The 25,889-nt window shown below is 58.4% G+C and carries 21 protein-coding genes; 14 read left to right on the plus strand and 7 right to left on the minus strand.

The genetic code is table 11. The annotated features are described in order from the left end of the window. Positions 1-9: 9 nt before the first annotated feature. Both ruvX and ccmI read right to left on the minus strand, forming a co-directional pair. Positions 10-474, minus strand: a complete 465-nt coding sequence (gene ruvX / locus ACR0NM_RS03055; protein ID WP_170403288.1) for a Holliday junction resolvase RuvX — start codon at positions 472-474, stop codon at positions 10-12. Next, the gene (gene ccmI / locus ACR0NM_RS03060; RefSeq protein ID WP_480613170.1) at positions 471-1,691 is read right to left on the minus strand and encodes a c-type cytochrome biogenesis protein CcmI; all 1,221 of its coding nucleotides are present in this window, start codon (positions 1,689-1,691) and stop codon (positions 471-473) included. The genes ruvX and ccmI overlap by 4 nt, the downstream gene beginning before the upstream one ends. A gap of 178 nt (positions 1,692-1,869) precedes the next feature. On the opposite strand from ccmI, the gene ACR0NM_RS03065 reads away from it, so the two are divergent. The 4 genes from ACR0NM_RS03065 to ACR0NM_RS03080 all read left to right on the plus strand — a co-directional run bounded on the left by ACR0NM_RS03065 (position 1,870) and on the right by ACR0NM_RS03080 (position 7,149). Continuing rightward, a complete protein-coding gene (locus tag ACR0NM_RS03065) occupies positions 1,870-3,114 on the plus strand; it encodes a sarcosine oxidase subunit beta family protein (protein ID WP_170422297.1) in 1,245 nt (414 codons plus the stop codon). A gap of 88 nt (positions 3,115-3,202) precedes the next feature. Further along, positions 3,203-3,532 carry a sarcosine oxidase subunit delta gene (locus ACR0NM_RS03070; RefSeq protein WP_170422295.1) on the plus strand — a complete coding sequence of 110 codons (330 nt, stop codon included), beginning with the start codon at positions 3,203-3,205 and terminating at the stop codon, positions 3,530-3,532. A 43-nt stretch (positions 3,533-3,575) separates the two neighbouring features. Further along, positions 3,576-6,590: a sarcosine oxidase subunit alpha family protein gene (locus ACR0NM_RS03075; RefSeq protein WP_170612431.1), complete on the plus strand. Its 3,015-nt coding sequence runs from the start codon at positions 3,576-3,578 to the stop codon at positions 6,588-6,590. Continuing rightward, on the plus strand, positions 6,583-7,149 hold the full coding sequence (locus ACR0NM_RS03080) for a sarcosine oxidase subunit gamma (RefSeq protein WP_480613172.1): 567 nt from the start codon (positions 6,583-6,585) through the stop codon (positions 7,147-7,149). Before ACR0NM_RS03075 ends, ACR0NM_RS03080 begins: the two co-directional genes overlap by 8 nt. Positions 7,150-7,258: 109 nt before the next feature. Here the strand turns inward: ACR0NM_RS03080 and ACR0NM_RS03085 are convergent, their stop codons facing one another. Then, complete coding sequence (locus ACR0NM_RS03085; protein WP_480613174.1) at positions 7,259-8,026, minus strand: FkbM family methyltransferase; 768 nt, start codon at positions 8,024-8,026, stop codon at positions 7,259-7,261. Between the two features lie 101 nt (positions 8,027-8,127). Between ACR0NM_RS03085 and ACR0NM_RS03090 the strand changes: the two genes are divergently transcribed. Together ACR0NM_RS03090 and ACR0NM_RS03095 are read left to right on the plus strand one after the other, a co-directional pair. Then, positions 8,128-8,727: a superoxide dismutase gene (locus tag ACR0NM_RS03090; RefSeq protein ID WP_113789565.1), complete on the plus strand. Its 600-nt coding sequence runs from the start codon at positions 8,128-8,130 to the stop codon at positions 8,725-8,727. A 285-nt stretch (positions 8,728-9,012) separates the two neighbouring features. Beyond that, on the plus strand, positions 9,013-9,465 hold the full coding sequence (locus ACR0NM_RS03095; protein ID WP_170585319.1) for a host attachment family protein: 453 nt from the start codon (positions 9,013-9,015) through the stop codon (positions 9,463-9,465). 49 nt (positions 9,466-9,514) lie between these two features. Here ACR0NM_RS03095 and ACR0NM_RS03100 read toward each other — a convergent pair whose 3' ends face one another. Further along, positions 9,515-10,066: an LOG family protein gene (locus tag ACR0NM_RS03100; protein ID WP_480613176.1), complete on the minus strand. Its 552-nt coding sequence runs from the start codon at positions 10,064-10,066 to the stop codon at positions 9,515-9,517. A 126-nt stretch (positions 10,067-10,192) separates the two neighbouring features. Between ACR0NM_RS03100 and ACR0NM_RS03105 the strand changes: the two genes are divergently transcribed. From ACR0NM_RS03105 to ACR0NM_RS03115, 3 genes are all read left to right on the plus strand, one after another. After that, entirely contained in the window at positions 10,193-11,533 is a 1,341-nt protein-coding gene (locus ACR0NM_RS03105; RefSeq protein ID WP_480613178.1) for a LysM peptidoglycan-binding domain-containing protein, read from the plus strand. A gap of 59 nt (positions 11,534-11,592) precedes the next feature. After that, complete coding sequence (locus ACR0NM_RS03110; RefSeq protein ID WP_480613180.1) at positions 11,593-13,404, plus strand: ABCB family ABC transporter ATP-binding protein/permease; 1,812 nt, start codon at positions 11,593-11,595, stop codon at positions 13,402-13,404. A 136-nt stretch (positions 13,405-13,540) separates the two neighbouring features. Then, positions 13,541-13,864 carry a hypothetical protein gene (locus ACR0NM_RS03115; RefSeq protein ID WP_170612419.1) on the plus strand — a complete coding sequence of 108 codons (324 nt, stop codon included), beginning with the start codon at positions 13,541-13,543 and terminating at the stop codon, positions 13,862-13,864. A gap of 46 nt (positions 13,865-13,910) precedes the next feature. On the opposite strand, the gene ACR0NM_RS03120 is transcribed toward ACR0NM_RS03115, so the two are convergent. Both ACR0NM_RS03120 and ACR0NM_RS03125 read right to left on the minus strand, forming a co-directional pair. Further along, a complete protein-coding gene (locus ACR0NM_RS03120; RefSeq protein ID WP_480613182.1) occupies positions 13,911-17,726 on the minus strand; it encodes an efflux RND transporter permease subunit in 3,816 nt (1,271 codons plus the stop codon). Further along, positions 17,723-18,946: an efflux RND transporter periplasmic adaptor subunit gene (locus ACR0NM_RS03125; protein ID WP_170612415.1), complete on the minus strand. Its 1,224-nt coding sequence runs from the start codon at positions 18,944-18,946 to the stop codon at positions 17,723-17,725. The genes ACR0NM_RS03120 and ACR0NM_RS03125 overlap by 4 nt, the downstream gene beginning before the upstream one ends. 226 nt (positions 18,947-19,172) lie before the next feature. Between ACR0NM_RS03125 and ACR0NM_RS03130 the strand changes: the two genes are divergently transcribed. From ACR0NM_RS03130 to ACR0NM_RS03150, 5 genes are all read left to right on the plus strand, one after another. After that, a complete protein-coding gene (locus ACR0NM_RS03130; protein ID WP_170396370.1) occupies positions 19,173-19,844 on the plus strand; it encodes a hypothetical protein in 672 nt (223 codons plus the stop codon). A gap of 40 nt (positions 19,845-19,884) precedes the next feature. After that, positions 19,885-21,207: an outer membrane protein assembly factor BamB family protein gene (locus ACR0NM_RS03135; protein ID WP_480613184.1), complete on the plus strand. Its 1,323-nt coding sequence runs from the start codon at positions 19,885-19,887 to the stop codon at positions 21,205-21,207. Positions 21,208-21,256: 49 nt separating this feature from the next. Further along, on the plus strand, positions 21,257-22,720 hold the full coding sequence (gene der / locus ACR0NM_RS03140) for a ribosome biogenesis GTPase Der (protein WP_480613186.1): 1,464 nt from the start codon (positions 21,257-21,259) through the stop codon (positions 22,718-22,720). Positions 22,721-22,884: 164 nt separating this feature from the next. Continuing rightward, on the plus strand, positions 22,885-23,871 hold the full coding sequence (locus tag ACR0NM_RS03145) for a fatty acid desaturase (RefSeq protein ID WP_170396376.1): 987 nt from the start codon (positions 22,885-22,887) through the stop codon (positions 23,869-23,871). 88 nt (positions 23,872-23,959) lie between these two features. Next, the gene (locus tag ACR0NM_RS03150; protein ID WP_480613188.1) at positions 23,960-24,544 is read left to right on the plus strand and encodes a helix-hairpin-helix domain-containing protein; all 585 of its coding nucleotides are present in this window, start codon (positions 23,960-23,962) and stop codon (positions 24,542-24,544) included. Positions 24,545-24,596: 52 nt separating this feature from the next. On the opposite strand, the gene serS is transcribed toward ACR0NM_RS03150, so the two are convergent. Continuing rightward, a complete protein-coding gene (gene serS, locus ACR0NM_RS03155; protein ID WP_480613190.1) occupies positions 24,597-25,889 on the minus strand; it encodes a serine--tRNA ligase in 1,293 nt (430 codons plus the stop codon).

Raw genomic sequence — 25,889 nt, forward strand, 5'->3', positions numbered from 1 at the left:
TCCGATCCGTCAAAGAAAGCGCAGTCTGTCCAGCGCGCCTTGCAGAATATAACCTGCTGCGACGTGATCAATAACCTGTCCGCGACGTTTTCGTGTCGTATCCGCCTCAAGCAGTGCTTTTTCTGCCGCAACGGTGCTTAGTCGTTCGTCCCAGAAACCGATGGGCAGATCGGTCAAACGGGTCATGTTTCGTGCGAAGGCGCGGGTTGACTGGCAGCGCGGCCCTTCGCTGCCATCCATGTTGCGCGGCAGTCCGAGGATGATTCCGCCGATCTCACGCTCGGTCACAATCTCGATCAAACGCGCGGAATCCAGTGTGAATTTCTTGCGTCGTACCGTCTCAAGCGGGGTGGCCACGCCGCGCATCCGGTCCGAGACGGAAACGCCGATGGTCTTTTCTCCCAGATCCAGCCCCATCAGGGCTGACATTGGGGGCAGGGATGCTGCGAAGTCTTCGAACGCGTCGTGGATCATTGAGCGATTCCGGCCTGCAGCGCGGCAGCGTCGATCATCTCCAACGCTTCAGCGTTACCCGCAAATACTTCCTTGGCTTCGTTCCTGATTTTGATGGCGCGTTGGCCTTCGCCCAGCACGCCCAAGGCGGCAATCAGGCGTGCCCACTCCTCGGGTGTCCCGCCCTCGGTCGCAAGGCGGTCCGAAAGGCCATCGACCATGCCGCGGATCATTTCTTGTCGTTCTTCTGGCGACATCTCGGCAGCGGCATTTACATCGTCCTGGCTGGGGCCGGATGCAGCAGAAAAGTCGGGTGTGTTGAACACGCCTGCGCGGAATGCCAATTCATCGATCTGTGACCGGATGGCATTCGCCCATGGCGCGCCGGCCGGGGCGTCATTCAGAGTTTCGACCCAAACGCGATAAGCCATATCAGGCCGCCCGGTCTGTGCCAGCATCTGCCCCCAATAATACCGGGCAGGACCCAAGCGCTGATTGCGCTCAAGCGCCTGTCGCAAGGCGGCTTCCGCTTCTGGTGAGACGTAGCCGCCAGCGGCCAGAATCATCATCTCGGCCTGATCCGAATAGGCCTGAGCCGAGGCATTGTCACCCGACAGTTCGATCACACGGGTTTGTGCCTCATACCCTGCTTTGAAGTTCCCCGCATTGGTTTCATGTTGTGCCAGCAGGGTATGGCCTTGCAGATCATCGGGGCGTTCGGCCACAGTTTCGCGCAGCCGGTTCAGCAAAGTTGCATAGCTTTCGTCCAGCGGAGGCGTCTGGAGCGGTGAGGCAATGCCCTCGGCCTCAGCCTGGCTGGGTCGATTTTCGCGCAGGTCTTCTGCCATTTCCAGACGAACTGAAAGGGGCATGTCAGGGAAACCGGCAGCACCCAACTGGCGATACATCGCCAACCCGCCACCAACCAGAACGGCGGCCATGGCGAGGAACGCAATTATGGTAACCAAGCGTGATGGCCCGGTGCCTTTGTCTTCATTGCGCATCTGCGCGTCTGCGGCCAGGATACGGCGCGAGATTTCCGTGCGTACACGCTCGGCATCAGCTTTCGCGATCACGCCGCGCGCCAAGTCTTTGTCAACGCCTGCTAGCTGTTCACGATAGACTCGCAGATCATAAGCAGCTGTCGGGCCGGTGCCGCGACGACCGCGCAGCATCGTGTAACCCAGGAAAATCGCGATCAGCAGCGCGATCAAGAAGATGAGAACCCAGAACGGCATGGTCCCTCCAAAATGGTTGCCCTGACTTAGACCTGTCGGCGCATGGAAAAAAGGGACAAATAGCCGCGAAGGGCGCTCATGTCGCAATAGTGCATTATTGCGGCGTTGCGCGGCAGGGTTAAAATGTATGGGCACGGCATACCTGCGCCCAATCATCGAAGACCGGACGGATTCGCACATGAAACACTACTCAGCCTTTGCTGTAGCGCGCGAAGCGCTGCGCTATCACACCGGATGGGAGCGCGCATGGCGTTCGCCGGAGCCTAAGAAGCGCTATGACGTCATTATCGTCGGGGCCGGTGGTCACGGTTTGGCAACAGCCTACTATCTTGGCAAGAACTACGGCATCCAGAACGTCGCCGTAATAGAAAAAGGCTGGTTGGGCGGTGGCAACACCGGTCGGAACACGACCATCATCCGATCGAACTATCTGCAGGACCCGTCAGCGGCGATTTACGAAAAGGCTCGCGGTCTCTACGAAGATCTAAGCCAGGAACTGAACTATAACATCATGTTCAGTCCGCGTGGCGTAATCATGCTGGCGCAGACCCAGCACGAGATTCGCGGCTATCAGCGTACTGCGCATGCGAATGCGCTGCAGGGTGTTCAGACCGAATGGATTGGGCCCGAGCGTGTGAAAGAACTGGTGCCGATCATTAATCTGGAAGGTCCGCGCTATCCGGTTCTGGGCGGGCTTTGGCAGGAACGTGGTGGGACCGCGCGCCATGATGCGGTGGCATGGGGCTATGCCCGTGCATGCTCGGCCATGGGTATGGACATCATCCAGAAATGCGAAGTCACCGGCGTCCGGTCCGAAAACGGTCGTGTTGTCGGGGTCGATACCACAAAAGGGGCCATCGATTGTGACAAGCTGGGGATCGTGGTTGCGGGGCATTCCGGCCAGTTGGCTGAGATGGCGGGCTTCCGTCTGCCGCTTGAGGCCGTCGCGCTGCAGGCGCTGGTATCTGAGCCGATCAAACCCTGCATGGATGTCGTTGTGATGGCGAACACCGTACACGGCTACATGTCTCAGTCCGACAAGGGCGAGATGGTGATTGGTGGTGGCACGGACGGGTTCAACAACTATACCCAGCGCGGCAGCTTTCATCATATCGAGGAAACGGTACGCGCATTGGTCGAAACTTTCCCGATGATCTCGCGCCTGAAAATGCTGCGCCAGTGGGGCGGTATTGTGGATATGACCGGCGACCGTTCACCCATCCTGTCGAAAACACCGCTTAATGGCTGCTTTATCAACGCAGGCTGGGGCACCGGCGGCTTCAAGGCCATTCCGGGATCGGGCTGGGGCATGGCACAGCTGATGGCCACGGGGCATTCACCACTGACCGAAGCCTTCTCGCTGGATCGTTTCAAAGAAGGCCGCTTCATCGACGAAAGCGTCGCGGCCGGGGTGGCGCACTGATGAAGATTTTTCGTCGAAAAATCTCGCACGCCCGTCACGCAGAATCTGCAGGCAGATACGTCTCGCCTGCTGCCAAGAGGATGATCACATGCTGATCTTGAAATGCCCCTATTGCGGCGTCGAAGCCGAAGAAACTGAACTGGCTGCAGGTGGCGAGGCGCATTTGAAGCGTTATGGCCCGGGCTCGTCAGATGATGAGTTCCACGACTACCTGTTCATGCGCGAAAACCCCAAGGGCGTTCATTTCGAACGCTGGCGCCATGCCAATGGGTGCGGCAAGTGGTTCCACGCCGCGCGCTGTACGAACACGCTTGAGGTCTTTGGCACCTATTCGGCGCAGACAACCGAGCCGCCCCAAGAGATCAAGGACGCCATCACCGCCAAGCGTCCCGGCTGGACGTGGAGAGAGTACAAATGATCTGTACAGCCATCCAAAATACCGCCTGCGAAAGGTCCGCATCATGAGCACCCGTCTCGCAAAACATGGCCGTTTGATTGATCGGTCGAAAAAGGTCAACTTCACCTTCAACGGCACCTCGATGCAGGGCTACGAGGGCGATACGCTCGCGTCTGCCTTGCTGGCAAATGATCAGATGATGATGGGCCGGTCGTTCAAGTATCACCGCCCGCGCGGCGTGGTCGCCAGTGGCGCGGAAGAGCCAAACGCTCTGGTCGGTCTGGGTGAGGGCAACCGGTTTGAGCCGAACCAGCGCGCCACCACGACAGAGCTGTTCAATGGTCTGACATCCGCATCACAGAACCACTGGCCGAACCTCGAGTTCGACATCGGCGCGATCAATACGCATCTGTCGCGGTTTCTGCCAGCCGGATTCTATTACAAGATGTTCATCCATCCGAAACCGTTCTGGAAACATGTTTACGAGCCGTTTATTCGCCAGTCGGCGGGTTTGGGCAAAGCGCCCGACAAGGACAACCGTGACGCGGACACATACGAGCATTTTTACGCCTTCACTGATGTCTTGGTGATTGGTGGTGGTATCGCGGGTTTGCAGGCCGCCAAGGTGGCAGCCCAAACCGGTGCCAAGGTGATGCTGATCGAGCAGACTGCGCACTGGGGTGGTCGTGCTCCGGTTGATGGCGGAACCATCAATGGTGAGCCTGTGGATAAGTTCGTGGAACAATTGGTTTCCGAAATCGAAACAATGGACAACGTCACCATGCGCAATCGTTGCATGGGTGCGGGGGTCTATGACCATGGTTATGTACTGGGTTATGAGCGTCTGACAGACCACAAACCGGGTGTTCAGGGGCCGCGTCACCGCCTGTGGCGCATTCGTGCGAAGCAGGTCGTGACCGCGACCGGTGCCATCGAGCGTCCGCTGTCATTCGCAGGCAATGATGTGCCTGGCGTTATGCTGGCCTCTGCCATGCGCGACTATGTGGTCAACTGGGGCGTGACGCCGGGCGAGCGTGTGATTGTCGCCACCAACAATGATGACGCCTACCGGACTGCAATTACCTTGAAACAGGCCGGTGTCGATGTCCTGCGCGTGGTTGATGCGCGCGACACCGCCGGACCTCTGGCCGAAGAGGCGCGTCAGCTGGGTATCCGCGTCGATCCGGGCAAGGCGATCGCAAAGGTCAAAGGCGGCAAGCGGGTCAAGAAAGTTGCGATCTGCAATCAAGAGGGGATCGGAGGCGCCCGGGAAGAGGTCGAATGCGATGCGATTGCCATGTCAGGTGGCTGGTCTCCGGTCGTGCATATGTGGTCGCATTGCGGCGGTAAGCTGATCTGGGACGAGGCGAACGCGCATTTCCGCCCCGATCCTTCACGTCCTCCGCTGGGGGCAGACGGTGAAGGTTTTGTTCTGGCGGCAGGGGCTTCGAACGGCCCGCTGGCCCTGGGGGATGTCCTGAAGGATGCAGATACTGCCGGCAAAGCGGCAGCGAAGGCGGCCGGGTTCTCCGCGAAGCGCACCAAAGCGCCAGTTGGTGAGACTACGGCCGAGGCCCCAATGGCCGCTGTCTGGCTCATGCCTTCTAATGCCGAGATTGATCTGCGCATGAAATCGTGGCTGGACTTCCAGAACGACGTCAAGGTCTCGGACGTGCAACTGGCTGCGCGCGAGGGCTATGAAAGTGTCGAGCACACCAAGCGTTACACCACGCTGGGCATGGCAACGGATCAGGGTAAGTTGAGTAATATCAACGGTCTGGCAATCCTTGCTGATGCGCTGGATTCGGAGATCCCGAAGGTCGGTACCACCACCTTCCGCCCGCCATATACTCCAATCTCGATGGCTTCGATTGGTGGTGAAGCGCGTGGTGAGGTGTTCCAGCCGATCCGTCAAACGCCGATGCATAACTGGCACGATAAGAACGGGGCCGATTGGGAGCCGGTCGGCCATTGGCGTCGAACCTATGCCTATGTGCGACCCGGAGAATCCGTGCATGATGCGGTGAATCGCGAGGTTAAAAACACCCGCGAAAACCTCGGGCTGTTGGACGCTTCGACCCTCGGCAAGCTGATCGTCAAAGGCCCCGACGCAGGCAAGTTCCTGGACATGATGTACACCAACATGATGTCCACGCTGAAGGTCGGCAAATGCCGCTATGGCCTGATGTGTTCCGAGAATGGCTTCCTGATCGACGACGGCGTTGTTGCCCGCATCGATGAGGACACGTGGCTGTGCCACACCACCACCGGCGGGGCCGAGCGTATCCATGGCCACATGGAAGAATGGCTGCAGACCGAGTGGTGGGACTGGAAAGTCTACGTCGCGAACGTCACCGAGCAATATGCGCAGGTCGCCGTGGTAGGTCCGAACGCCCGCAAGGTACTTGAGAAGCTGGGCGGCATGGATCTGTCGAAAGAGGCGCTGCCCTTCATGGAATGGCGCGATGGCAAGATCGGCGCATTCGACGCGCGGGCCTACCGTATCTCGTTCTCGGGTGAGCTGTCCTATGAGATCGCGGTCCCTGCAAGCCAAGGTCAGGCGTTCTGGGACGCTCTGATCGAGGCAGGGCAGGAGTTCGGAGTGATGCCATACGGCACCGAATGTCTGCATATTCTGCGTGCCGAGAAAGGCTTTATCATGATCGGCGATGAGACCGACGGCACCGTGATCCCGCAGGATCTGGGGCTGCACTGGGCGCTCTCCAAAAAGAAAGAGGACTACCTCGGCAAACGCGCCCATTCGCGGACCCATATGGCCGATCCTGAACGCTGGAAACTGGTTGGTCTTGAGACTGTGGATGGATCGGTTCTGCCCGACGGAGCATATGCGGTTGGCGAAGGCGTGAATGCCAATGGTCAGCGCAACATGATCGGGCGCGTAACCTCGACCTACTACTCGGCCAATCTGGGCAAAGGCATCGCCATGGGCCTGATCAAACACGGCCCCGATCGGATGGGCGAAGTGGTCGAGTTCCCGGGAACCGACGGCAAAACTTATAAGGCCAAGATCGTGGACCCGATCTTCTATGACAAGGACGGGGAGAAGCAGAATGTCTGAACCCATCAGCGCACTGAACCACGCCTCTTATGATGGCATCGCCAAGGTTGAGGAATGCGGTCTGCAGGGCATGATCACACTGCGCGGTGATCTGTCGGACAAGGTACTGGCCAAGGCTGTCAAAGATGCCACCGGGCAGAAAGTGCCCGGTCAGCGTGAAGCGTTTGTGAATGGCGACACCGGTGTTTGCTGGATGTCCACCGACGAATTTCTGGTGCTTGTGCCTTATGCCGAGGTCGAGGCCAAGCTGGCCGCGATGACCAACGCGCTAAGCGGTACGCACGCGCTGGCGGTTAACGTCTCCGACGCGCGGGCCGTATTCCGCGTTTCGGGCGCGAGTGCGCGCGAGGTATTGGGCAAGCTGGCTCCGGTCGATCTATCCGCCGAAGCATTCCAACCCGGCCAGATCCGCCGCTCTCGTTTGGCGCAGGTGGCCGGTGCTTTCTGGATGGACGAAGCTGAAACCTTCCGCATCGTCTGCTTCCGCTCTGCGGCGGATTATGCGTTCAAATTGCTGAAGGTTGCGGCGCAGCCCCGCAGCGAGGTCGGGGTTTATTAAGCCCTGATCGCCTGATGATATGTGGGTGAGGGGGCTTTGCCCCTTCGGCCTGCGGCCTCACTCCCAAGGTATTTCTGTCTAGATGAAGGCCGGATCTCTGGTTCGGGTGTCAGGGGTTCGCGCTGAAAAGGAATGTCGGGAACTGAGTGAGTGCACGCTGGCCGGTGAGGGCTGACTTGCCGGTTTCGCCTGTGTGTGGGTCGTGGCAATGGCGATAGAAAGCCAGGCCTTCTGATAGTTTGTTCATGGCCGCGCTGCGGTTGTCTGCGGTCAGATAAGGTGCGTGCGTTGAGAGAAACAGCGCTGGGTTATCTTTTTCTAACCAAGGCAGCAGAGAAGGTAGGACCGAAAATTCAGCGCCTTCGATATCCATTTTGACCAAAGACACGTTAGACAGGTCGACGGATTCAGAAAATTGATCCCAACCGATGGTAAGTGCGTCAGTGCCATGGCTTCCTTCGTGGAGCAATGATGACGTTGAATCGCCTGCCTCTCCGTGCGCCGATGCCATTCGGGTTACTCCAAACCCATCAGACAATGCGATGCTGAAAGCTGATACGTTGCGGATGTCGTTCAGCTCCAGATTCCAGGCCAAATGGCGATAGGCCACTGGGTCAGGCTCAAAACACCACACATGGCGAGCGCGGCGCGCGGCATAGAGGACCGTGGGGCCGATCCATGCACCGATATCAAGATAGTCCTTTTCGGGCGACAGATATTGGTCCAGCACCGAAAATGTCTCGGGTTCCCACTCCCCGGCTGATACCTTGCGCCAGAATTTCGAGTGGTAAGGGTCCAGGCGAAAGGGTTCACCGTTCAAGTTGCCCGCATAGTATCCGCGGGCGCGATAGAACATTTTGCGCGCCTGTGTCAGCATCGCGGACCTCCGGGTTTTTGTGTTGCGGCCCTTGACCTGCGGCGGCTGTCAAAGCATTTAACCTTTGGAACCGCAACATTCATTTTCAACAGGGGGCCGAGATGGCTTTTGAACTTCCTGATCTTCCTTATGCACATGACGCGCTGGCAGCCAAGGGTATGTCCGCGGAAACGCTGGAATATCACCACGACCTGCACCACAAAGCCTATGTCGACAACGGCAACAAGCTGATTGCGGGCACCGAGTGGGACGGCAAGTCGCTGGAAGAGATCATCGTTGGCACCTACGACGCAAACGCCGTCGCGCAGAACGGTATCTTCAACAACATCAGCCAGCTGTGGAATCACAACCAGTTCTGGGAGATGATGGGCCCCGGCGGCAACGCGATGCCTGGCGAGCTGGAGAAAGCTCTGACCGAAAGCTTTGGTTCGGTTGATGAATTCAAATCGCAGTTCAGCGCTGCCGGTGCTGGTCAGTTCGGCTCGGGTTGGGCGTGGCTGGTCAAGAATGCCGATGGCTCGCTGGCTGTCACAAAGACCGAGAACGGCGTGAACCCGCTGTGCTTTGGTCAGACCGCGCTGCTGGGCTGTGACGTGTGGGAGCATTCCTACTACATCGACTTCCGCAACAAGCGTCCGGCTTACCTGTCGAACTTCCTCGACAACCTGGTAAACTGGGAAAACGTCGCCTCGCGGATGTGATCCACGCTTGGTAGAACTTAACGAATGGCCCGCTGGCAGTGATGCTGGCGGGCCTTTTTCTTAGGAAATGATGAGTGGCCGGTGAAAACCTGCCGGTACGTCAACTTTCATGCTCGCACCCATTGTGTGCCGCCTTCCAGCACCTACGTAAAGTAGGCGGAGGGAGAGAACCGCCAATCAACCAAATACCGACCAGACTGCGCGCGAAACACCAACGCCGCATAGCCGGACGAGTGTGTCTAAGGGACAGGCGAAGGCCAACCAAAGCGATACAGGAGATCACGAATGGCTGCACTTGAACAGGGAACATGGGTTATCATCGCCGATGGGGAAAAAGCGCTGGTGATGGAGAATATCACGGACGCACAAGACCCCAATCTGGTTGTCGTGTCGGTCGAAGAACAGGACGCGGCGCCGTCCAAGCCAACAGACCGGGCAGGGCGGCGGCCTGATACGGGACCGAACCAGAAATCAGCGGTTGAAGAAGAGACATGGAAGACCCACGCCAAATCTCTGTTCGTTCAGGATGTGGCGAACCTTCTGAATCGCAAGGGTCTGAAAGGGGCCTATAAACGATTGGTGTTGGTTGCCAGTCCGCATGTTCTGGGCCTCTTGCGCCGTCGGCTGCACAGTGAAGTACTGGCAAAGGTCGTGGCCGAAGTCGACAAAACACTCACAAACCACCCGTTGCACAAGGTCGAACGGATACTGAAGACCCGGTTGGCAAAACCTGCCTAATCGAATGCTGAGACTCGGGCGGTTTGCGCCGCCCGATTGCCGGTTTTTCTTAGTTCAGTAATTTGTGAAGCGCGGACATGGTCGCATCCGGTGTGTCGACCCAGGTGATGAATTCTGCCAGAGAACCATCTGCAAACCCCTGATCGATCAGTTGATCCAGCAGCGTGTGTAGCGTGTCCCAGTACCCGTCAACATTCATCACCAGAATGGGTTTGTCATGCAGCCCCAGTTGACGCCAAGTCAGCGCTTCGAACAGCTCGTCCAATGATCCGGGGCCGCCGGGCAGGACAACTACGGCATCCGCGTTCATGATCATCACTTTTTTACGCTCGTGCATCGTCTCGGTCACGATGAACCGGGTAAGGTCGGTCTTGCCGACCTCGCGCTGAAGCAAGTGCACCGGGATCACCCCAAATGTATCGCCGCCGGACGATTGCGCTGCACGCGCGACCTCGCCCATAAGACCCACATCTCCGGCCCCGTAGACCAGCCGCCAGCCTTCGTTGGCCAACAAGGTTCCAAAGCTGTGGGCAGCGGCGGAGTAGGCAGGATTCACACCATTGCGTGACCCGCAATACACACAGACGGATTTCTGGGACATAGGTAGGGCTCTCTGCTCTTGTGTTAGGGGTTTTGACCCCTGATAGCGGGATTGATAGGTTGGCTCAACCGCTCCATGAAATGCGCGCCAAACTGGGCATTTCCCGGGCGGAGTGAAAGGAAAAGAATGAACGCCAAATCGGGAAGCGGAGGTTCTGGTACCTTCATATGGGGGCTGGTTGCCGGGATCGTTGTGGTGCTCGTTGCGGGCGGGTTGTACCTGTCCGGTCTGTTCGGCGAGCCGGAACAGCAGGCTGAGCAGGAAGCAACCGAAACATCCGAGCCGATTGCGGAGGTCGCCGAGCCGGAAACCCAGCCAGCGGAGGCACAGCCCGAAAGCCAGGCGGCGGAAGCCGGCGAATCTGTTGCTGAAGACACACCGCCCGAGATTTCCGATCAAACTCCGGGTAGCGAAGAAGCGGATGTTCCGGTTTTGGCCGCGCCGGTTCTGGATCAGATATTCGTTGAGTCCGATGGAAACGCGGTACTGTCCGGCAATGCCGAACCGGGGTCCGAGGTCAGTGTTCTGCTGGACGGTGAGACTGTTCACAGCTTCACCGTCGATGACAGCGGCCAGTTCGCCGAGTTTGTATCGATCCCGTTTGCAGACGACGCTCGCGGGCTTGTTCTTGAGACCCGGAAAGGCGAAGACACCAGCCGTTCAGATGATTATCTGATCGCGGCGCTGCCCGAACCGGCTCCACCGGCCGTGTCGGAGCCCGCTGCCGATGAGCCGGTCGAAGAGGTTGCCGAGGCACAGACGACGGATACGGAAACAACCGATCAGCAAGCAGCCAACCAAGTTGAAACCGAAGAGAATGAACCAGAAGTTGCAGGTGCCGCAACGCCACCTGTGAATGAGACCGCGCCCGCGACTGAAACTCAGCCGGAATCAGGCGACGCGCCTGACCAGCAGGTTGCGATCCTGCGCTCGGGCGAAGAAGGGGTTGAACTTTTGCAAGCACCCACTGTTCAGGATACGCCGCCAGAGCAGATTGCCCTGGACACGATTGGCTATTCGGACGCGGGTGATGTGGAATTGACCGGGCGGGCACAGGATGGATCGGCCGTACGCTTGTATCTGGACAACCAGCTTGTGGCCGACATTGCGCCAGCGACTGACGGGCAATGGCGCGGCGAGGTCGAGGGCATTGACCCCGGGGTATACACTCTGAGAGTGGATGAGGTTGCCCCTGATGGCACTGTGGTCAGCAGGCTTGAAACGCCGTTCAAACGCGAACCCGTCGAGGTCCTGCGCGCGACCGAAACCACCAATCCGGGTGAGGCCTCAACCGACGCTCCGGCGATCCGCTCGGTCACGGTTCAAAAGGGTGATACGCTTTGGGCGATCTCGCGCGACCGGTTTGGTGACGGTGTGCTGTATGTCAAACTTTTCGAGGCTAACAAAGATTCGATCCGTGATCCTGACCTGATCTATCCAGGGCAGATTTTCACCATTCCTGAATAAACATGACCACTGGCCCAACCCGGGCCAGGGCTTTTCTCTGACCGCAGTTAAGGTACGTGATGAGACAACCATCCGCGATCAAAACCGACACGGACGAGCATCGTTCGGGCTGGCGAACCATCCGCAAGGTTTCGCCCTATCTTTGGCCCGAGGACGAGCCATGGGTGAAACGGCGTGTCATTTTGGCGATGGCGATGCTGGTGCTGGCCAAGTTGATCGCTGTGTATACTCCCATCCTGTACAAAGGTGCCGTGGATGGTTTGGCGGGCGAAGGTGTACCGCCGCTTGCGTCGGGTGCGATCGGATTGACCGTTGCCTATGGTGTGGCCCGTATGATGACTGTTGGCTTCCAGCAATTGCGGGATGCGTTCTTTGCGCCGGTTGGGCAACGCGCGCTGCGAGCGCTGGCGCTTGAGACGTTCCAGCACATTCACCAGCTCTCGATGCGCTATCACGTGACCCGGCGCACGGGTGGTCTCAGCCGGATAATCGAGCGGGGCGTGAAAGGCGTAGAGTTTCTGTTGCGGTTTCTGCTGTTTTCAATCGGGCCGCTGATCCTGGAATTGCTTCTGGTGTCGATCATCCTGCTATGGTTATTCGACGTCTGGTATCTGGTCGTCGTTGCGGTGACGATTGCGCTTTATATATGGTTCACCTTTGCGGTGACCGAGTGGCGCGTGAAGCTGCGGCGCGAGATGAACGATCAGGATACCGAGGCCAACCAGCGCGCCATCGACAGCCTGCTGAACTTCGAAACAGTCAAGTATTTCAATGCCGAAACCCGCGAAGCCGAACGGTATGATGTTTCGATGAAAGGTTACGCGAAGGCCGCGCTGAAGACGGCCTATTCGCTGGCATTCCTGAATTTTGGTCAGTCGTTCCTGATCACATGTGGCCTGATTGGCGTGATGGTTCTGGCTGCAATGGGCGTGCAGAAGGGGGCGCTGACCGTCGGCGATTTCGTGATGGTTAATGCTTATATGATCCAGATAACCGTACCGCTGAATTTTCTTGGCACGGTGTACCGCGAAATTCGTCAGTCACTGGTGGATATGGGGCAGATGTTTGATCTGTTGGAACAGCCAGCAGAAGTGATGGACAAACCCTGCGCCCCGAACCTGAAGGTAAATGGTGGGGAGGTCACGCTTGAAGATGTCCGCTTTGGATACGAGCCTGATCGCGAAATCCTCAAGGGCGTTTCCTTGGCCGTACCAGCCGGTCAGACCGTTGCGATTGTCGGCGCCACCGGGTCTGGGAAATCCACAATCGGGCGGCTCCTGTTTCGGTTCTACGATGTCACCGGCGGGTCGCTGAAAATCGACGGGCAGGATGTGCGCGATGTTAGCCAGTCAAGCCTGCATGCCTCGATCGGTGTCGTTCCGCAGGATACGGTCCTGTTCAATGACACGATCCGATACAATATCGCTTATGGGCGCGAAGGCGCGACCCAGCAGGATGTAGAGACCGCCGCCAAATCCGCGCAGATTCATGATTTCATCGTCAGCCTGCCAGAAGGATACGATACCAAGGTCGGTGAACGCGGCCTGAAACTATCAGGCGGTGAAAAGCAACGCGTCGGCATCGCCCGAACCTTGCTAAAAAACCCGCCGATCCTGTTGTTGGACGAAGCGACGTCAGCCTTGGATACGGATACCGAGCAGGACATCAAAGATGCTTTGGCCCGAGCGGGTGAGGGGCGGACGGTGATCACCATCGCACACCGCCTTAGCACCATTGCCGAGGCGGACCGGATCGTCGTGCTGGAACGTGGTGAGATCATTGAGCAGGGCACGCATGATGAGCTGCTCAGCCGCGAAGGGCGATATGCCCAGCTATGGAACCGTCAACAGGCCGACAGCGAAGCGGCCTAGGCCCGACAGCCTTGACTGCCTATGATTGTGCGGATCGGTTCGAAAAGAAAATCGACTGCTGTGGTACGGTTTCCGTTTGACGCGGATCCGCCGCCGCGACACTTTGCAGACCGAAACACAGACAAGGAAAAACTTCATGAAAATGCGAGCAGCAGCAGCGTTGACTGCAACACTGTTGATGGCCACTTCGGCGGCAGCCGAGGATCTGGAATTCTTGATTATCAACGAAACCAGCTATGACCTGGTTGAGTTCAACGTGTCTCCGGCCTCGTCCGGCAGCTGGGAAGGCAACCTGCTTGAGGGTGGTTATCTGGGCGCGGATTACGAAGTAGACGTCCTTATTGCGGACGGGCTGACCACCTGTGTCTATGACATCCGCGGTGTTTTCAGCGACGGAGAATCGATTGAAGACTATGGTCTGAACCTGTGTGATCTGGGCGAATACGCGTTCGTCGAGTAACGCGTCTGCCAGAATTGAAAAGGCGAGCCCGAAGGCTCGCCTTTTTTTATTCCGCCGCCTTCAACGGTGTTGTTGGAGGATGATCAGGGCGGTCGTCCTGAGCGCTCTGATCAGGGGCAGCTTTGTCCTGTTCATCGGTCCAGATCATTTCGGCTGCTTGCACATCTCTCGCGCTTTGGCCGATTGCCATGTCCTGCGCGATTTGGCTGGATCGGCCCGCCGTGGCGCGAGCCAGCGCCTTACCCAGCCATACCGCGTAGGTTGTGACCCACACTCGCAGCGCCAGGAATGACGGCGTCACGATCAGTGTCAACACCGTGGCCGTACCCAAGCCAAAGACCACCGCCGTGGCCAGCTGTTTCCACCACAATGCCGTGGGGCTGTCGATCGAATACCCTCCGCCGATGAAATCCAGCGACAGGCCGAACATCATCGGGGTCAGACCCGCCATTGTTGTCAGCGTAGTCAGCAGAACCGGACGGATGCGCGCCTCAGCCGTGCGGACAATTGCATCAATGCGAGACATGTAGCCGCTATATTCCTGGTAGGTGTCGATCAGAACAATGTTGTTGTTCACCACGATCCCGGCCAACGCCACGATCCCGGTCCCGGTCATGATGATCGAGAACGGTTGTTGCATTACCATCATGCCCAGCAACACGCCGGTCGTAGACAGAACCACGGCCAGCAGCACCAGCACCGAGTTGTAGAACGAGTTGAACTGCGCCAGCAGGATCACGAACATTAGACCCAGTGCTGCCAGGAATGCGCTGGACAGGAACGCCTGGCTTTCAGCCTGATCCTCCTGATCGCCGGTCCATTCCCAAGTGATGGTGCGACCAAAAGGGTCGGTTTCCAGCCACTCGGTCAGCACGGCAATCCGTTCGTTCGGATTGATCAAGGCAAACCGAGCGTCACCGCTTTCGATGGCGGACCGCACTTCACCCACGTTCTCGGCACCCGTTAGTTGTACGAGTTCGAACTCTGCTCCGTCCGCGCTGGTAATCGTGGTGCCAGTTGGTGTGGCACCTTCGCCAATCGCGCGCACGGTTGCCAAACGCAGCTCTGCACCGTCAGGACCGGTGGTCACGATCTTGCTCAGCCCAGGCTCGACATCCGCTTTAACGTCATAGTAGCGCTGTTGATCCACGCGATTGATCTCGGCGAGCTTAGCCACGGGTTTGCGGGTGACGAAGTTCGACAGGGGGACCAACCCGTCCGGTGTGCGAACTTTCAGCGTATCCAGCGTCGACAGGACGCGATCCTGATCAGGTAGGCGGACGCGGATTTCTACCTCTTCATCGGTTGAATCCGGTCGCATTTCACCCAGCAAGATGCCACGCGTCACAAGCTGTACCATCGCGCCAACGGTTGCGACGTCCGCGCCGAATCGACCCGCCTTGGCCACGTCCACGTCGATCTGCCAGTCGATGCCGGGCAGGGGCAGGGTGTCCTCGATCTTGATCAAGCCGGGTGTGGTGTCAAAGGCTTCTCGTGCTGTGACGGTCGCGGCCGTCAGATCCTCCCAGCTATCGCCTTTGATGCGCAGATGAACGGGCTTGGCGGAAGCAGGACCTTGTTCCAGCGCCTGAAGATCAACGATAAAGCCAGGAAGGGTTGCCAGCTCTGCGGTCAGTTCGTCCAGAACAAAATTGCCGTCATATTCCGCCGCGACCTCTTCCTTTGCAAAGCCAAGTAGGCCTGCAATCGGTCCCCAGAACCAACCGGTAATCTGTTCAGAGCTGATTGGGCGATCTTCCCAAGGAATGAGCTCGAACTGGACGCGACCAATTGTGTCGGCGGGGGCTTCTGCACCGCCATTGTTCTGATTGAGCCCGCCTTCGCCCGCAAAGGCAAATACGTTGATCACCGCCGGGTGTTCGCTGATTACGCGCTCGGCCTCAAGAACCATTTCGTCCTTTTCAGCCAGAGACAGGTTGCCGCGCGCCCGGACATAGGCCGTGGCCTGTTCCGGTTCGCTTTCCACGAAGAATTCAACGCCGCGAGAGTTTTGCGGGAATATGATGAATGCGACCCAGAACACCGCCGCAAAGACGACTGCGATGGACACCACCGGCATGACCGGATTGCCGACTAGGAACTTGATCACATAACCGAAGGGCGTGTGCTCTTTAGCGGTATGAACATGTTCATCCGGGGCGCGTTCGATCTTGGCAGCACTCAGCGTGACCGACCCAGCAAAGGCGCCGAACAGAAACAGTAGCACGCCAGAAAGTGAACCGCCGGGCAGCAGATAGTTGGGGTTCAAGACCTGCATTGCGCCGAGGAAGATCATATACAGTGAAGGCGGTACCAGAAGCACTCGCAGCCACCAAGGCGTGCGGGCTCGCAGCCAGTTCGAGCTGCGCTCGAAACTGCGGCTCATACGGCCCGAGACACCGCCCACGACCGGCAGGTAGATCAGTGCCACAATCAGCGAGGCCGACAGAACGAAGATCAGCGTGATGGGCAGCATCTTCATGAACTCGCCGGGAATACCGGGCCAGAACAACATCGGAAGAAATGCACACAGTGTAGTGGCCGTCGACGAAACAATCGGCCAGAACATCCGTTGCGCCGCCTCGACATAGGCGTGCATCGGACCAACGCCTTCTTTAATGCGCTTGTCGGCATATTCCACAACAACGATGGCGCCATCGACCAGCATGCCCACGGCAAGGATCAGGCCAAACATCACCATATTCGAGATGGTGACCCCGATCATCGCGAGGAAGGCGAAGCACAACAGAAACGAGGTTGGAATGGCAAAACCCACCAACAACGCGGCGCGTGTTCCCAACGAAGCCAGCACCACGATCATCACGAGCGCGACGGCGGTCAGAACCGATCCTTCAAGCTGGCGCACCATTGAATCGACGATGCGGCTTTGGTCGTTCGAGGTGCCCACATCAACAGCGGCCTGCAGCTCGGCTGGCCACTTGATCTGTTCTTCGGCGACAGTGGCTTTGATCAGCGCAACGGTGTCGATCAGATTGAAGCCCTTGCGCTTGACCACCTGCAGCGCGACGGTGGGTTCGCCGTTGAACCGGGCCGTGCCCGCGCGGTCTTCAAACGTATAGTTGATTTCGGCCAGTTCGCCTAAGGTGACCACGCGGTCTCCGTTGACCTTTACGGGCAGGCCATAGACGTCCTGAGCAGTCTTAAATGACGACGGGATCTTGACCGAGAACGTGCCCTGTTCGGTCTCGACCTCACCTGCAGCGATCAGTTGGTTGTTGTTTTGCACAACGTTGATCAGTTCGGCGGCCGTGACGTTGTAGGCCTCAAGCCGCAGCGGGTCGATCACGACCTCAAGCATTTCATCGCGGTTTCCGGCAATGCCAGCTTCCAGCACTGCGTCCAACGCCTCAAGTTCGTCCTGCAGATCTTTGGCAACGCGCGCCATTGTACGCTCTGGTACCGGGCCGGTCAGGTTGACGATGACGATGGGAAACTCGGAGAAGTTGACCTCGGTAATCGTGTATTGCTCAGCCCCATCAGGGAAATCAGCTTGCGCGGTGTTCATGGCATCGCGAACATCCGCGATGGTGGCGGATTTGTCCCAACCGAACTCGAACTCCAGCAGAATGCCTGCGTAGCCCTCGGCGGCGGTGGCGGTCATCGTGTCCAACCCGTCGAGATCGGCCATCTCGGTTTCCATCGGCCTGATCAGCAGGCTTTCGCTGTCCTCGGCTGAAATCCCTGGAAACTGCACCGACACAAAGAGCATCGGGATATCGATGTCGGGTTCACCCTCTTTTGGGAGCCCGACATAAGCATACCCGCCGATAACCAGCGAAATCGCGATGAAAGCCAGCACCATTCTGGCACGGCTTGCGGCCCAACTGACGATACCCGTCATTGCGATGCTTCCCTGTATGTCGGCGCGACCGTCACACCACGTGTGACGAATTCCTGCCCGATCACGATGATATCAGCAGTTTCCGGCAGGCCACCAACCCATACACCATCAGCGGTGTCACGTAGAAGGCGGATCGGAACAAAATCAACGACATTGTCGGCTACCACTGTGCGAACACCAAGCTCACCTTCATTGTTCAAGGTCAGTGCGGATTGGGGCAGCAGATGTGCCTTGACCCCTTCGGCCGCGATCTGAATGTTGGCGGTTTGGCCGTCACGGATCAGCAGTTCCGGGTTTGGCACTGTGATCTCGACCTCGAATGTCCGCGTGGTTTCATCGGCCGAACGGCTGAGGAAGGTCACGCGCCCCTCGACCTGCAGACCCGTAACCAACTGCGCAGTTGCCATCGATCCGACAATGATCCGATTCACTTCTGATTCAGGCACAAAACCCACCAGCTTGATCGGATCGAGCTGGATGACGGTTGCGCAGAGCGAGCCGGGCTGCATCAGGCTGCCCAATTCCGCAGTATCACTTTCAAGCAGACCCTTGAACGGTGCGCTGATGGTCAGGCGATCAATCTCGCGCTGAGCGGCTGCTACTGCTGCGGTGGCGGCTTCAATCCCGGCTTGCGTAGCTTCCAAACCGGCCTCGGCGGATTTGATTCCGGCCTCGGCAGTGCTCATTTCAGCTTCGCTTGAGATACGGCGCGTTTCTGATCCAAACCCGGTTTCCGACAGCTTGCGGGCTGCTTTCAGATTGATTTCGGCTTCAGCCAAACGGGCATGGGCTTCTTCCAGGCGCGCTTCGGCCTCGGGAACGCGGCTTTCGGCCTCAAGCTTGGCTGCCATGGCTTCGGCCAGGCTCGCGGGCCGGGTTCCGGGATCAAGCTCGCACAGCAGATCTCCTGCTTCGACAAAAGCTCCTTTGCGCTTGGGCTCGGACAGGACTGTCGAAATGGTTTCGGCAAGGACCTCGACCTGGCGGTTTGCCTTGGTCTGACCCCGTAATTGAACGGCGCTGCCGATCTCGCGCGCAGTCGAGCGCAGCACGACAACGCCGATCGAGTCCGGTGATTGCACCGATTCCGAGGCCTCGGTCGCGGTCTCGGATGGCTCGTCTCCGCGACCTGCAAAAGCAAACAGCGCGTCGCGCTCGAAAACAAGAAAATACAACGCAACAATAACCAAAATGGCGTTAACGAATGAAATCAATCGCATGCGGTAGAATCTCCAGATCTGTTCGCGCGGTCGGCTTTAGCCGCTATCCCTTAAAATGGGGCTGTGGCCATGTCTTTTCCATACTGAACTGAATAGTTCGGTTTAGTTTTTTACGCAAGGGTCACCCACATGGTGGCAAATGTATGAATTCGGGCACTTGGCTTGGCCTGATCGCCGGGGTATGACATGGCGCTAGAAAACCGGACACTTAAGCCTGGGGGCAGGGATGAGCGACGCCGACAGTTTTATTGAAGAGGTCACCGAAGAGGTGCGCCGCGATCGCATGTACCTTCTTTTGCGCCGTTGGGGCTGGGTTGGTGTGCTGGCTGTCGTGGCCATTGTCGGGGGCGCTGCGTTCAACGAATACCGAAAAGCACGTGATACCAACCAGGCCGAGGCTCTGGGTGATGCGATTCTGTCGGCGCTGGCTGAAAACGGATCAGCCGAACGGGCACAAAGCCTGCAGGCGATCGATGCTGCGTCTGTCGGCGGTGACGCGGTTTTGAACATGTTGCTGTCCGCCTCTCAGGCCGAGGCCGGATCGGCGCAAGATGCGGTGAACAGCCTGAACGCGATCGCCACGCAGGGGGATTTGCCAGAAATCTATCGCGCGATTGCAAGTTTCAAGGCATTGCTACTGCAAACTGACACGATGCCAGTGGCGGATCGTCGTCAGCAGTTCGAAGCGCTGGCCATACCTGGTGCTCCGTTGCGTCTGCTCGCCGAAGAACAATTGGCCCTGATCGATGTGGCCGAGGGCAATACGCAAGCCGCTTTGGACCGTTTGCAGGCGTTGCGCCAGGACGCCGAGGCCAGCGTCGATCTGCAACAGCGCGCGGCTCAACTGATCGTCGCGCTTGGGGGCGAACCCGAGCCCGTGGCGAACCAGCAGGGTTAACCGGCAGCGAAACGGAACATCACAGGCGAGTTTGTAGATTATGCTATCACGTTATTTCTCAGGCTTCGGATTGCCCGTTGCGGCAGCCGCGCTCACCGTTCTCAGCGCCTGTCAGGAACCCGAAGTCATTCTGCCGGGTGAGCGTGAGGATATTCGTGCCTCCATCGACAACGAAACCGTTGAAACCCGTGGCGCCAAACCGATCAGTATTCCGGCTCAAAGCCGCAACGCCAACTGGTCGCAAAGCGCGGGTACACCCGCCTTCCGCACTACCAACGCAGCGCTGAGTGCCACACCGCAGCGTATTTGGTCTGCTAACATTGGGTCCGGCGATAGCCGAAAACAGCGGATCACCGCAGACCCTGTTGTTGCTGGTGGCCTGATATATACGCTCGATTCCGGGGCAAATGTCTCGGCTGTTACGCCCCAAGGGCAGGTCGCCTGGAGCACAAACCTGATCCCGCCGAATGAAAAGGACGGAGATGCCACAGGCGGAGGGCTCGCCTATGCCGACGGTGTGCTTTATGTTTCGTCGGGTTTCGGTAGGCTGACCGCGCTCAATGCGAAATCCGGGGCGCAAAGGTGGCAGAAACGTCTGAATGCAACTGGCAGCGGTGCTCCTTTGGTTAGCGGCGGCATACTCTATCTGGTGGCCGGGGACGAAACCGGTTGGGCGGTGAATACCAAGGATGGGCGGATCATCTGGCAAATCGAAGGCACGCCGAGCGTCGGCAACGTTCTGGGTGCACCTGCGCCCGTGATTGCCTCGGACTTGTCAGTCTTTGCCTTTGGATCGGGTGATGTCGCGGCAACATTCCGCCGGGGCGGTATTTTACGCTGGAACGCGTCCGTTGCAGGCGGGCGTCGGGGCCGAGCGGCAGCTCAGATCGTGGATGTGACCGCCGGGCCCATGGTGTCGGGTAGTTCGGTCATAATCGGCAACCACTCGGGGCGCACGGTTTCCTTCGACGGGAATTCGGGTGAGCGGAACTGGACTGCACCGGAGGGGGCCGTTGATACAGTCTGGCCGGCGGGGAACAGTGTTTTTCTGATCAGTGATCGCAGTCAATTGGTACGGTTGGATGCCGCCGATGGCTCGACTGTCTGGGCCATCGATCTGCCGGGCTTCGTCAAGAACAAGCCGGGCCGCCGAGGTCCGATCTTTGCCCATTACGGCCCGATCATGGCCGGTGGACGCCTTGTCGTGGCTTCGAACGACGGCTATCTGCGCTTCTTCAATCCCGTCGACGGAGCGCTGGTGCATCAGGTCGAAGTGCCGGGTGGCGCGACCACGGCACCGGTTGTGGCGGGTCAGACGCTGTATGTTGTGTCGACCAAGGGCGAACTGCACGCTTTCCGTTGACGACAAGATGCGTTAAAGGGCGCATCTTGAGTCTTGAAAGTTGAGTATCATGTCGCTGACCCTCGCCATCGTGGGGCGCCCGAATGTGGGCAAATCCACTCTGTTCAATCGCCTTGTGGGCAAACGCCTGGCATTGGTCGACGACCAGCCCGGCGTAACGCGTGACCTGCGCGAAGGTGAAGGGCGGCTGGGCGACTTGCGTTTTACCGTGATCGACACGGCGGGTCTTGAGGACGCAACCGATGACAGCTTGCAAGGTCGGATGCGCCGCCTGACCGAGCGTGCAGTGGACATGGCCGATGTCTGCCTGTTCATGATTGACGCGCGGGTGGGCTTGACGCCCACGGACGAAATGTTCGCCGAGATTCTGCGTAAGCGCTCAAAACACGTGATCCTGGCAGCCAACAAGGCCGAAGGGAACGCGGCAGATGCGGGCGTGCTTGAAGCATACAACCTTGGCCTTGGCGAGCCGGTGCGTCTGTCGGGCGAACATGGCGAGGGGATGACGGACCTCTATGCGCAGTTGATGCCACTGGCTGACGCGGCTGAAGAGGCGCGCGTAGAAGAGACACCGCAAACCGATATCGAGCTGGACGAAGACGGGGAAGGCGAATCCCCGCTGATCACCGCTGACAAACCCCTGCAAGTCGCTGTAGTTGGCCGTCCGAATGCCGGTAAATCCACCCTGATCAACAAGATCATCGGCGAGGATCGATTGCTGACCGGCCCCGAGGCCGGGATCACGCGCGACGCGATCAGCTTGCGGATCGACTGGGCCGACCCTGACGGGGACAGCACCCCGATGCGGATTTTTGATACCGCCGGGATGCGGAAGAAGGCCAAGGTGCAGGAGAAGCTTGAGAAACTCTCGGTTTCCGACGGGCTCCGCGCAGTCAAGTTTGCCGAGGTCGTCGTCGTGTTGCTGGATGCGGCTATCCCATTCGAGCAACAGGACCTGCGCATTGCCGATCTGGCCGAACGTGAGGGTCGTGCTGTGGTCGTCGCCGTCAACAAATGGGACATCGAAGAAGACAAACAGGAAAAGCTGCGCGATCTGAAAGAATCCTTCGAACGCTTGCTGCCGCAGTTGCGTGGAGCGCCGCTGATCACAGTCTCGGCTAAAACAGGCCGCGGTTTGGAACGTTTGCGCGCCGCGATATTGCGTGCCCATGACGTGTGGAACCGCCGCGTGCCGACCGCTGCGCTGAACCGTTGGTTGACCGCCATGCTGGAACAGCACCCGCCGCCAGCCCCGCAGGGGCGCCGGATCAAGCTGCGGTATATGACGCAGGCCAAGACCCGCCCGCCCGGGTTTGTGGTCATGTGTTCGCATCCGGACAAGATGCCTGACAGCTATTCGCGTTATCTGGTCAACGGCCTGCGCGAGGATTTTGATATGCCGGGCACCCCTATCCGCCTGACGTTGCGCGGACAGGGCGATAAGAACCCCTACAAAGGGCGGCGCAAGAAAAACGCAGGCGCACTGGCCAAGCATCTCAAGGGACGGGCGTAACTGCGCTAATTTCCAGCATTTTCAGAGAGGGGGCGTGACAGCCCCGTTTCTGCGCGTTAGCATTCAAGCACGTGCATTTGTTTTGCACGTGCTGCTTGTTTGCGGGATCTCCGCACTTAATTTTGAATTTGTGATTGGTCGGACCTCCGTGGGGAGCGGGCGTGATGGATCTGAGAGAATATACAAGACAATACGCGGTGCAGGACAACAAGCTTGCCGCGCTCAGTTATTTCGGAACATTCGCGGTGTATTTCGCATCGCTTACACTGGCGATCACCTATGTCGACCGCTGGTACATCATGATCCCGGCCGGGATCGTTTTTGCCTTCTCTGCCGTGCGTCTCTATGTCCTGCAGCATGATTGCGGGCACCATTCGTTGTTTGAAACGCGCGAGCAGAACGAATGGGCTGGCCATGGGTTATCGCCCTTCACATTTGCCCCGTTCGAGGTGATGAAGCAGAACCACAATCTGCATCACGCCGGAATCGGCAACCTCGAGCATCGCGAGACCGGTGAAATCCACACCATGACGCTGCGTGAATGGAACGAGGCGGATTGGAAAAAGCGTTTGTTTTACCGACTGTATCGGAATCCCTTCATTCTGGTGCCGGTTGGCGCGCTGTTCACATACTTCATCCGCTATCGCTGGCCCAAGAACACCGTGCGGTTCGGTGTTATGGGCGTGGTGCTGCACAACCTCTCGATTGTTGTGTTTTTGGGACTGCTGTATTTGATCGCCGGTGCCACCGGCATTCTGGTCTGGCTGGTGTTTTCGCTCCTGGGCGGGATGCTTGGGGTGTTCCTGGTGTATTTGCAGCACAATTTCGAAGACACCTACTGGGATCGCCGCCCCGAGCTGGATCCGAAGCTGGCTGCGTTGGAGGGGTCCTCGGCGCTGGATTTCGGCTGGTGGTTCGATAATGCGGTGGCCTGCATCACATTGCATGACATCCACCATTTCAATGCCCGCATCCCATCTTACCGGCTGCGCGCGTGCCACTATAACCTGCCGCCAGAATACACACCGCGACGGATCAAGTTTCCCGAGGCAGTGGCTGCGCTGAATCTGAAACTATGGGATGAAGACGCCAAAAGACTTGTCCCATTTCCCAGCCGAACTGCAGGCCATCGCCTGGCCGAAAGCGGGTAACCTCCTATCTAATTCTTGAATTGGCGCTCTCTCAGGAACGTATGTGCTGTGCATTTACAATCTGGGGGAGTTAACGAAAGGAAACGAAATGACCGCAGTTACTGAGGTGCGTGGCGTAGGGCCAGCGCTTGCTAAGGCATTGAATGCAAAGGGCTACAAAACAGCAGAAGCCATTGCCAAGGCCAAACCGGAAGATCTGTCCGGCACCCCGCGCGTCGGTTCCACCCGCGCAGCTAAGCTGATCGCGGCTGCGAAAGAAGTCGTCGGTGCCAAGCCCAAGCCCGCGCGTCGCGCTGCTACCCGCAAGCCTGCAGAGCGGAAATCGGCTGTGCAGCGCGCGACAGCCAAAAGCAATGCGGCTGCGAACAAGGCCGAGGCCGAGCGTAAGGCGGCAAAGGAGCGCGCGGCGGCAGAACAGGCCGCTGCCGAGGCCAAGGCAAAGAAAAAGGCGAAAGCCAAGGCCAAGGCTGAAAAGGCGGCCAAGAAGAAGTCTGAAATGGAGGCGGTGTTTTCCAAAGCCAAGGAAAAGGTCAAGGAAAAGACCAAGAAGGGTAAGAAAAACAAGAAGCCCAAAAAAGACGTTAAGAAAAAGGACGCCAAAAAGAAGGACGATAAGAAGAAGTCCGACAAGAAGCCCGGAAAGAAGAAAGATAAGAAAAAGGCGAAGAAGTGATACTTCTCCGCCTTATCCGATCGGGAACCGGCGCCTGAATGCGCCGGTTTTTTTAAGTCAGCGTGCCGTTGGTTTGAAGGGTTAGCTTGCCGCCCAGATAGGGTGCCAGAACCTCGGGCAGGGTGACCGTCCCATCCGTGTTCTGACCATTTTCCAACACAGCTATCAGGCAGCGCCCCACGGCCAGGCCCGAACCATTCAGGGTATGGACATATTCTGGCTTTCCCCCGGCCTCGGGCCGGAAGCGCGCATTCATGCGGCGCGCCTGAAAATCCCCGCATGTCGAGACCGAGCTGATCTCGCGATAGGTATTTTGGCCCGGCAGCCACGCCTCGATGTCGTAAGTGCGTCGTGCACCAAAGCCCATGTCGCCGGTGCACAAGATCACGGTGCGATAGGGGATGCCCAGCTTTTCGAGAATGCCTTCGGCGCAGCGCAGCATACGTTTCTGTTCATCATCCGACTTGTCCGGATGGGTGACCGAGACCATCTCGACCTTTTCGAACTGGTGCTGCCGCAGCATCCCGCGTGTGTCCTTGCCCGCACTACCAGCCTCGGACCGGAAGCACAGCGAATGCGCGGTATAGCGGCGAGGCAGGTAACTCTCCTCGATCATCGTGTCGTTGACGATGTTGGTCAGCGACACTTCGGAGGTTGGAATCAACCACCAGCCTTCGCGGGTCTGATAGCTGTCTTCTCCAAACTTCGGCAACTGGCCGGTGCCCTGCATCATTTCCGAGAGAACCAGAACCGGGCCGTTGACCTCGGTCAGCTCGTTCTCATTGATATGGGTGTCCAGCATGAACTGCGCCAAAGCGCGGTGGATGCGCGCGACGCCGCCCGAAAGCAGCACAAAGCGCGAGCCGGAGAGTTTGGCAGCCGTCTCAAAATCCATGCCATTCTGAACGGCATCGATTTCAAAATGCTCTTTCGGCGCGAAATCCAATTCGCGTGGTGTGCCCCAGCGGTTGATCTCGACATTGTCGTTCTCATCCGCGCCTTCGGGCACATCCTCGGCGGGCAGGTTCGCGATGCGGATCAGCTGATCGGCCAGCAGAGCATCCAGATCCTTGGCCTCGGTCTGCATCCGCGCCACTTCGGCCTTTTTCTCGGCGACCAGAGCGCGCAGGCGTTCGAATTCAGCTTCATCCCCGCGCCCTTTGGCAGCGCCAACCTCTTTGGAGGCCTTGTTCTGCTCGGCCTGAGCTGTCTCAGCAGCCAGAATCTTGGCGCGGCGGCTTTCGTCCAGCCTCAGCAGGTCTGACGACACCGGCGCGTCCCCGCGGCGCGCAAGGGCGGCGTCGAAGGCGGCTGGGTTTTCGCGTATGGCGCGGATGTCGTGCAT

Source organism: Ruegeria sp. AF2 (assembly GCF_056542025.1).

Coding starts and splice junctions, on each gene's coding strand:
- ruvX (WP_170403288.1), bottom strand. CDS start 474: ATGATCCACGACGCGTTCGAAGACTTCGCAGCATCCCTGCCCCCAATG.
- ccmI (WP_480613170.1), bottom strand. CDS start 1,691: ATGCCGTTCTGGGTTCTCATCTTCTTGATCGCGCTGCTGATCGCGATT.
- ACR0NM_RS03065 (WP_170422297.1), top strand. CDS start 1,870: ATGAAACACTACTCAGCCTTTGCTGTAGCGCGCGAAGCGCTGCGCTAT.
- ACR0NM_RS03070 (WP_170422295.1), top strand. CDS start 3,203: ATGCTGATCTTGAAATGCCCCTATTGCGGCGTCGAAGCCGAAGAAACT.
- ACR0NM_RS03075 (WP_170612431.1), top strand. CDS start 3,576: ATGAGCACCCGTCTCGCAAAACATGGCCGTTTGATTGATCGGTCGAAA.
- ACR0NM_RS03080 (WP_480613172.1), top strand. CDS start 6,583: ATGTCTGAACCCATCAGCGCACTGAACCACGCCTCTTATGATGGCATC.
- ACR0NM_RS03085 (WP_480613174.1), bottom strand. CDS start 8,026: ATGCTGACACAGGCGCGCAAAATGTTCTATCGCGCCCGCGGATACTAT.
- ACR0NM_RS03090 (WP_113789565.1), top strand. CDS start 8,128: ATGGCTTTTGAACTTCCTGATCTTCCTTATGCACATGACGCGCTGGCA.
- ACR0NM_RS03095 (WP_170585319.1), top strand. CDS start 9,013: ATGGCTGCACTTGAACAGGGAACATGGGTTATCATCGCCGATGGGGAA.
- ACR0NM_RS03100 (WP_480613176.1), bottom strand. CDS start 10,066: ATGTCCCAGAAATCCGTCTGTGTGTATTGCGGGTCACGCAATGGTGTG.
- ACR0NM_RS03105 (WP_480613178.1), top strand. CDS start 10,193: ATGAACGCCAAATCGGGAAGCGGAGGTTCTGGTACCTTCATATGGGGG.
- ACR0NM_RS03110 (WP_480613180.1), top strand. CDS start 11,593: ATGAGACAACCATCCGCGATCAAAACCGACACGGACGAGCATCGTTCG.
- ACR0NM_RS03115 (WP_170612419.1), top strand. CDS start 13,541: ATGAAAATGCGAGCAGCAGCAGCGTTGACTGCAACACTGTTGATGGCC.
- ACR0NM_RS03120 (WP_480613182.1), bottom strand. CDS start 17,726: ATGACGGGTATCGTCAGTTGGGCCGCAAGCCGTGCCAGAATGGTGCTG.
- ACR0NM_RS03125 (WP_170612415.1), bottom strand. CDS start 18,946: ATGCGATTGATTTCATTCGTTAACGCCATTTTGGTTATTGTTGCGTTG.
- ACR0NM_RS03130 (WP_170396370.1), top strand. CDS start 19,173: ATGAGCGACGCCGACAGTTTTATTGAAGAGGTCACCGAAGAGGTGCGC.
- ACR0NM_RS03135 (WP_480613184.1), top strand. CDS start 19,885: ATGCTATCACGTTATTTCTCAGGCTTCGGATTGCCCGTTGCGGCAGCC.
- der (WP_480613186.1), top strand. CDS start 21,257: ATGTCGCTGACCCTCGCCATCGTGGGGCGCCCGAATGTGGGCAAATCC.
- ACR0NM_RS03145 (WP_170396376.1), top strand. CDS start 22,885: ATGGATCTGAGAGAATATACAAGACAATACGCGGTGCAGGACAACAAG.
- ACR0NM_RS03150 (WP_480613188.1), top strand. CDS start 23,960: ATGACCGCAGTTACTGAGGTGCGTGGCGTAGGGCCAGCGCTTGCTAAG.
- serS (WP_480613190.1), bottom strand. CDS start 25,889: ATGCACGACATCCGCGCCATACGCGAAAACCCAGCCGCCTTCGACGCC.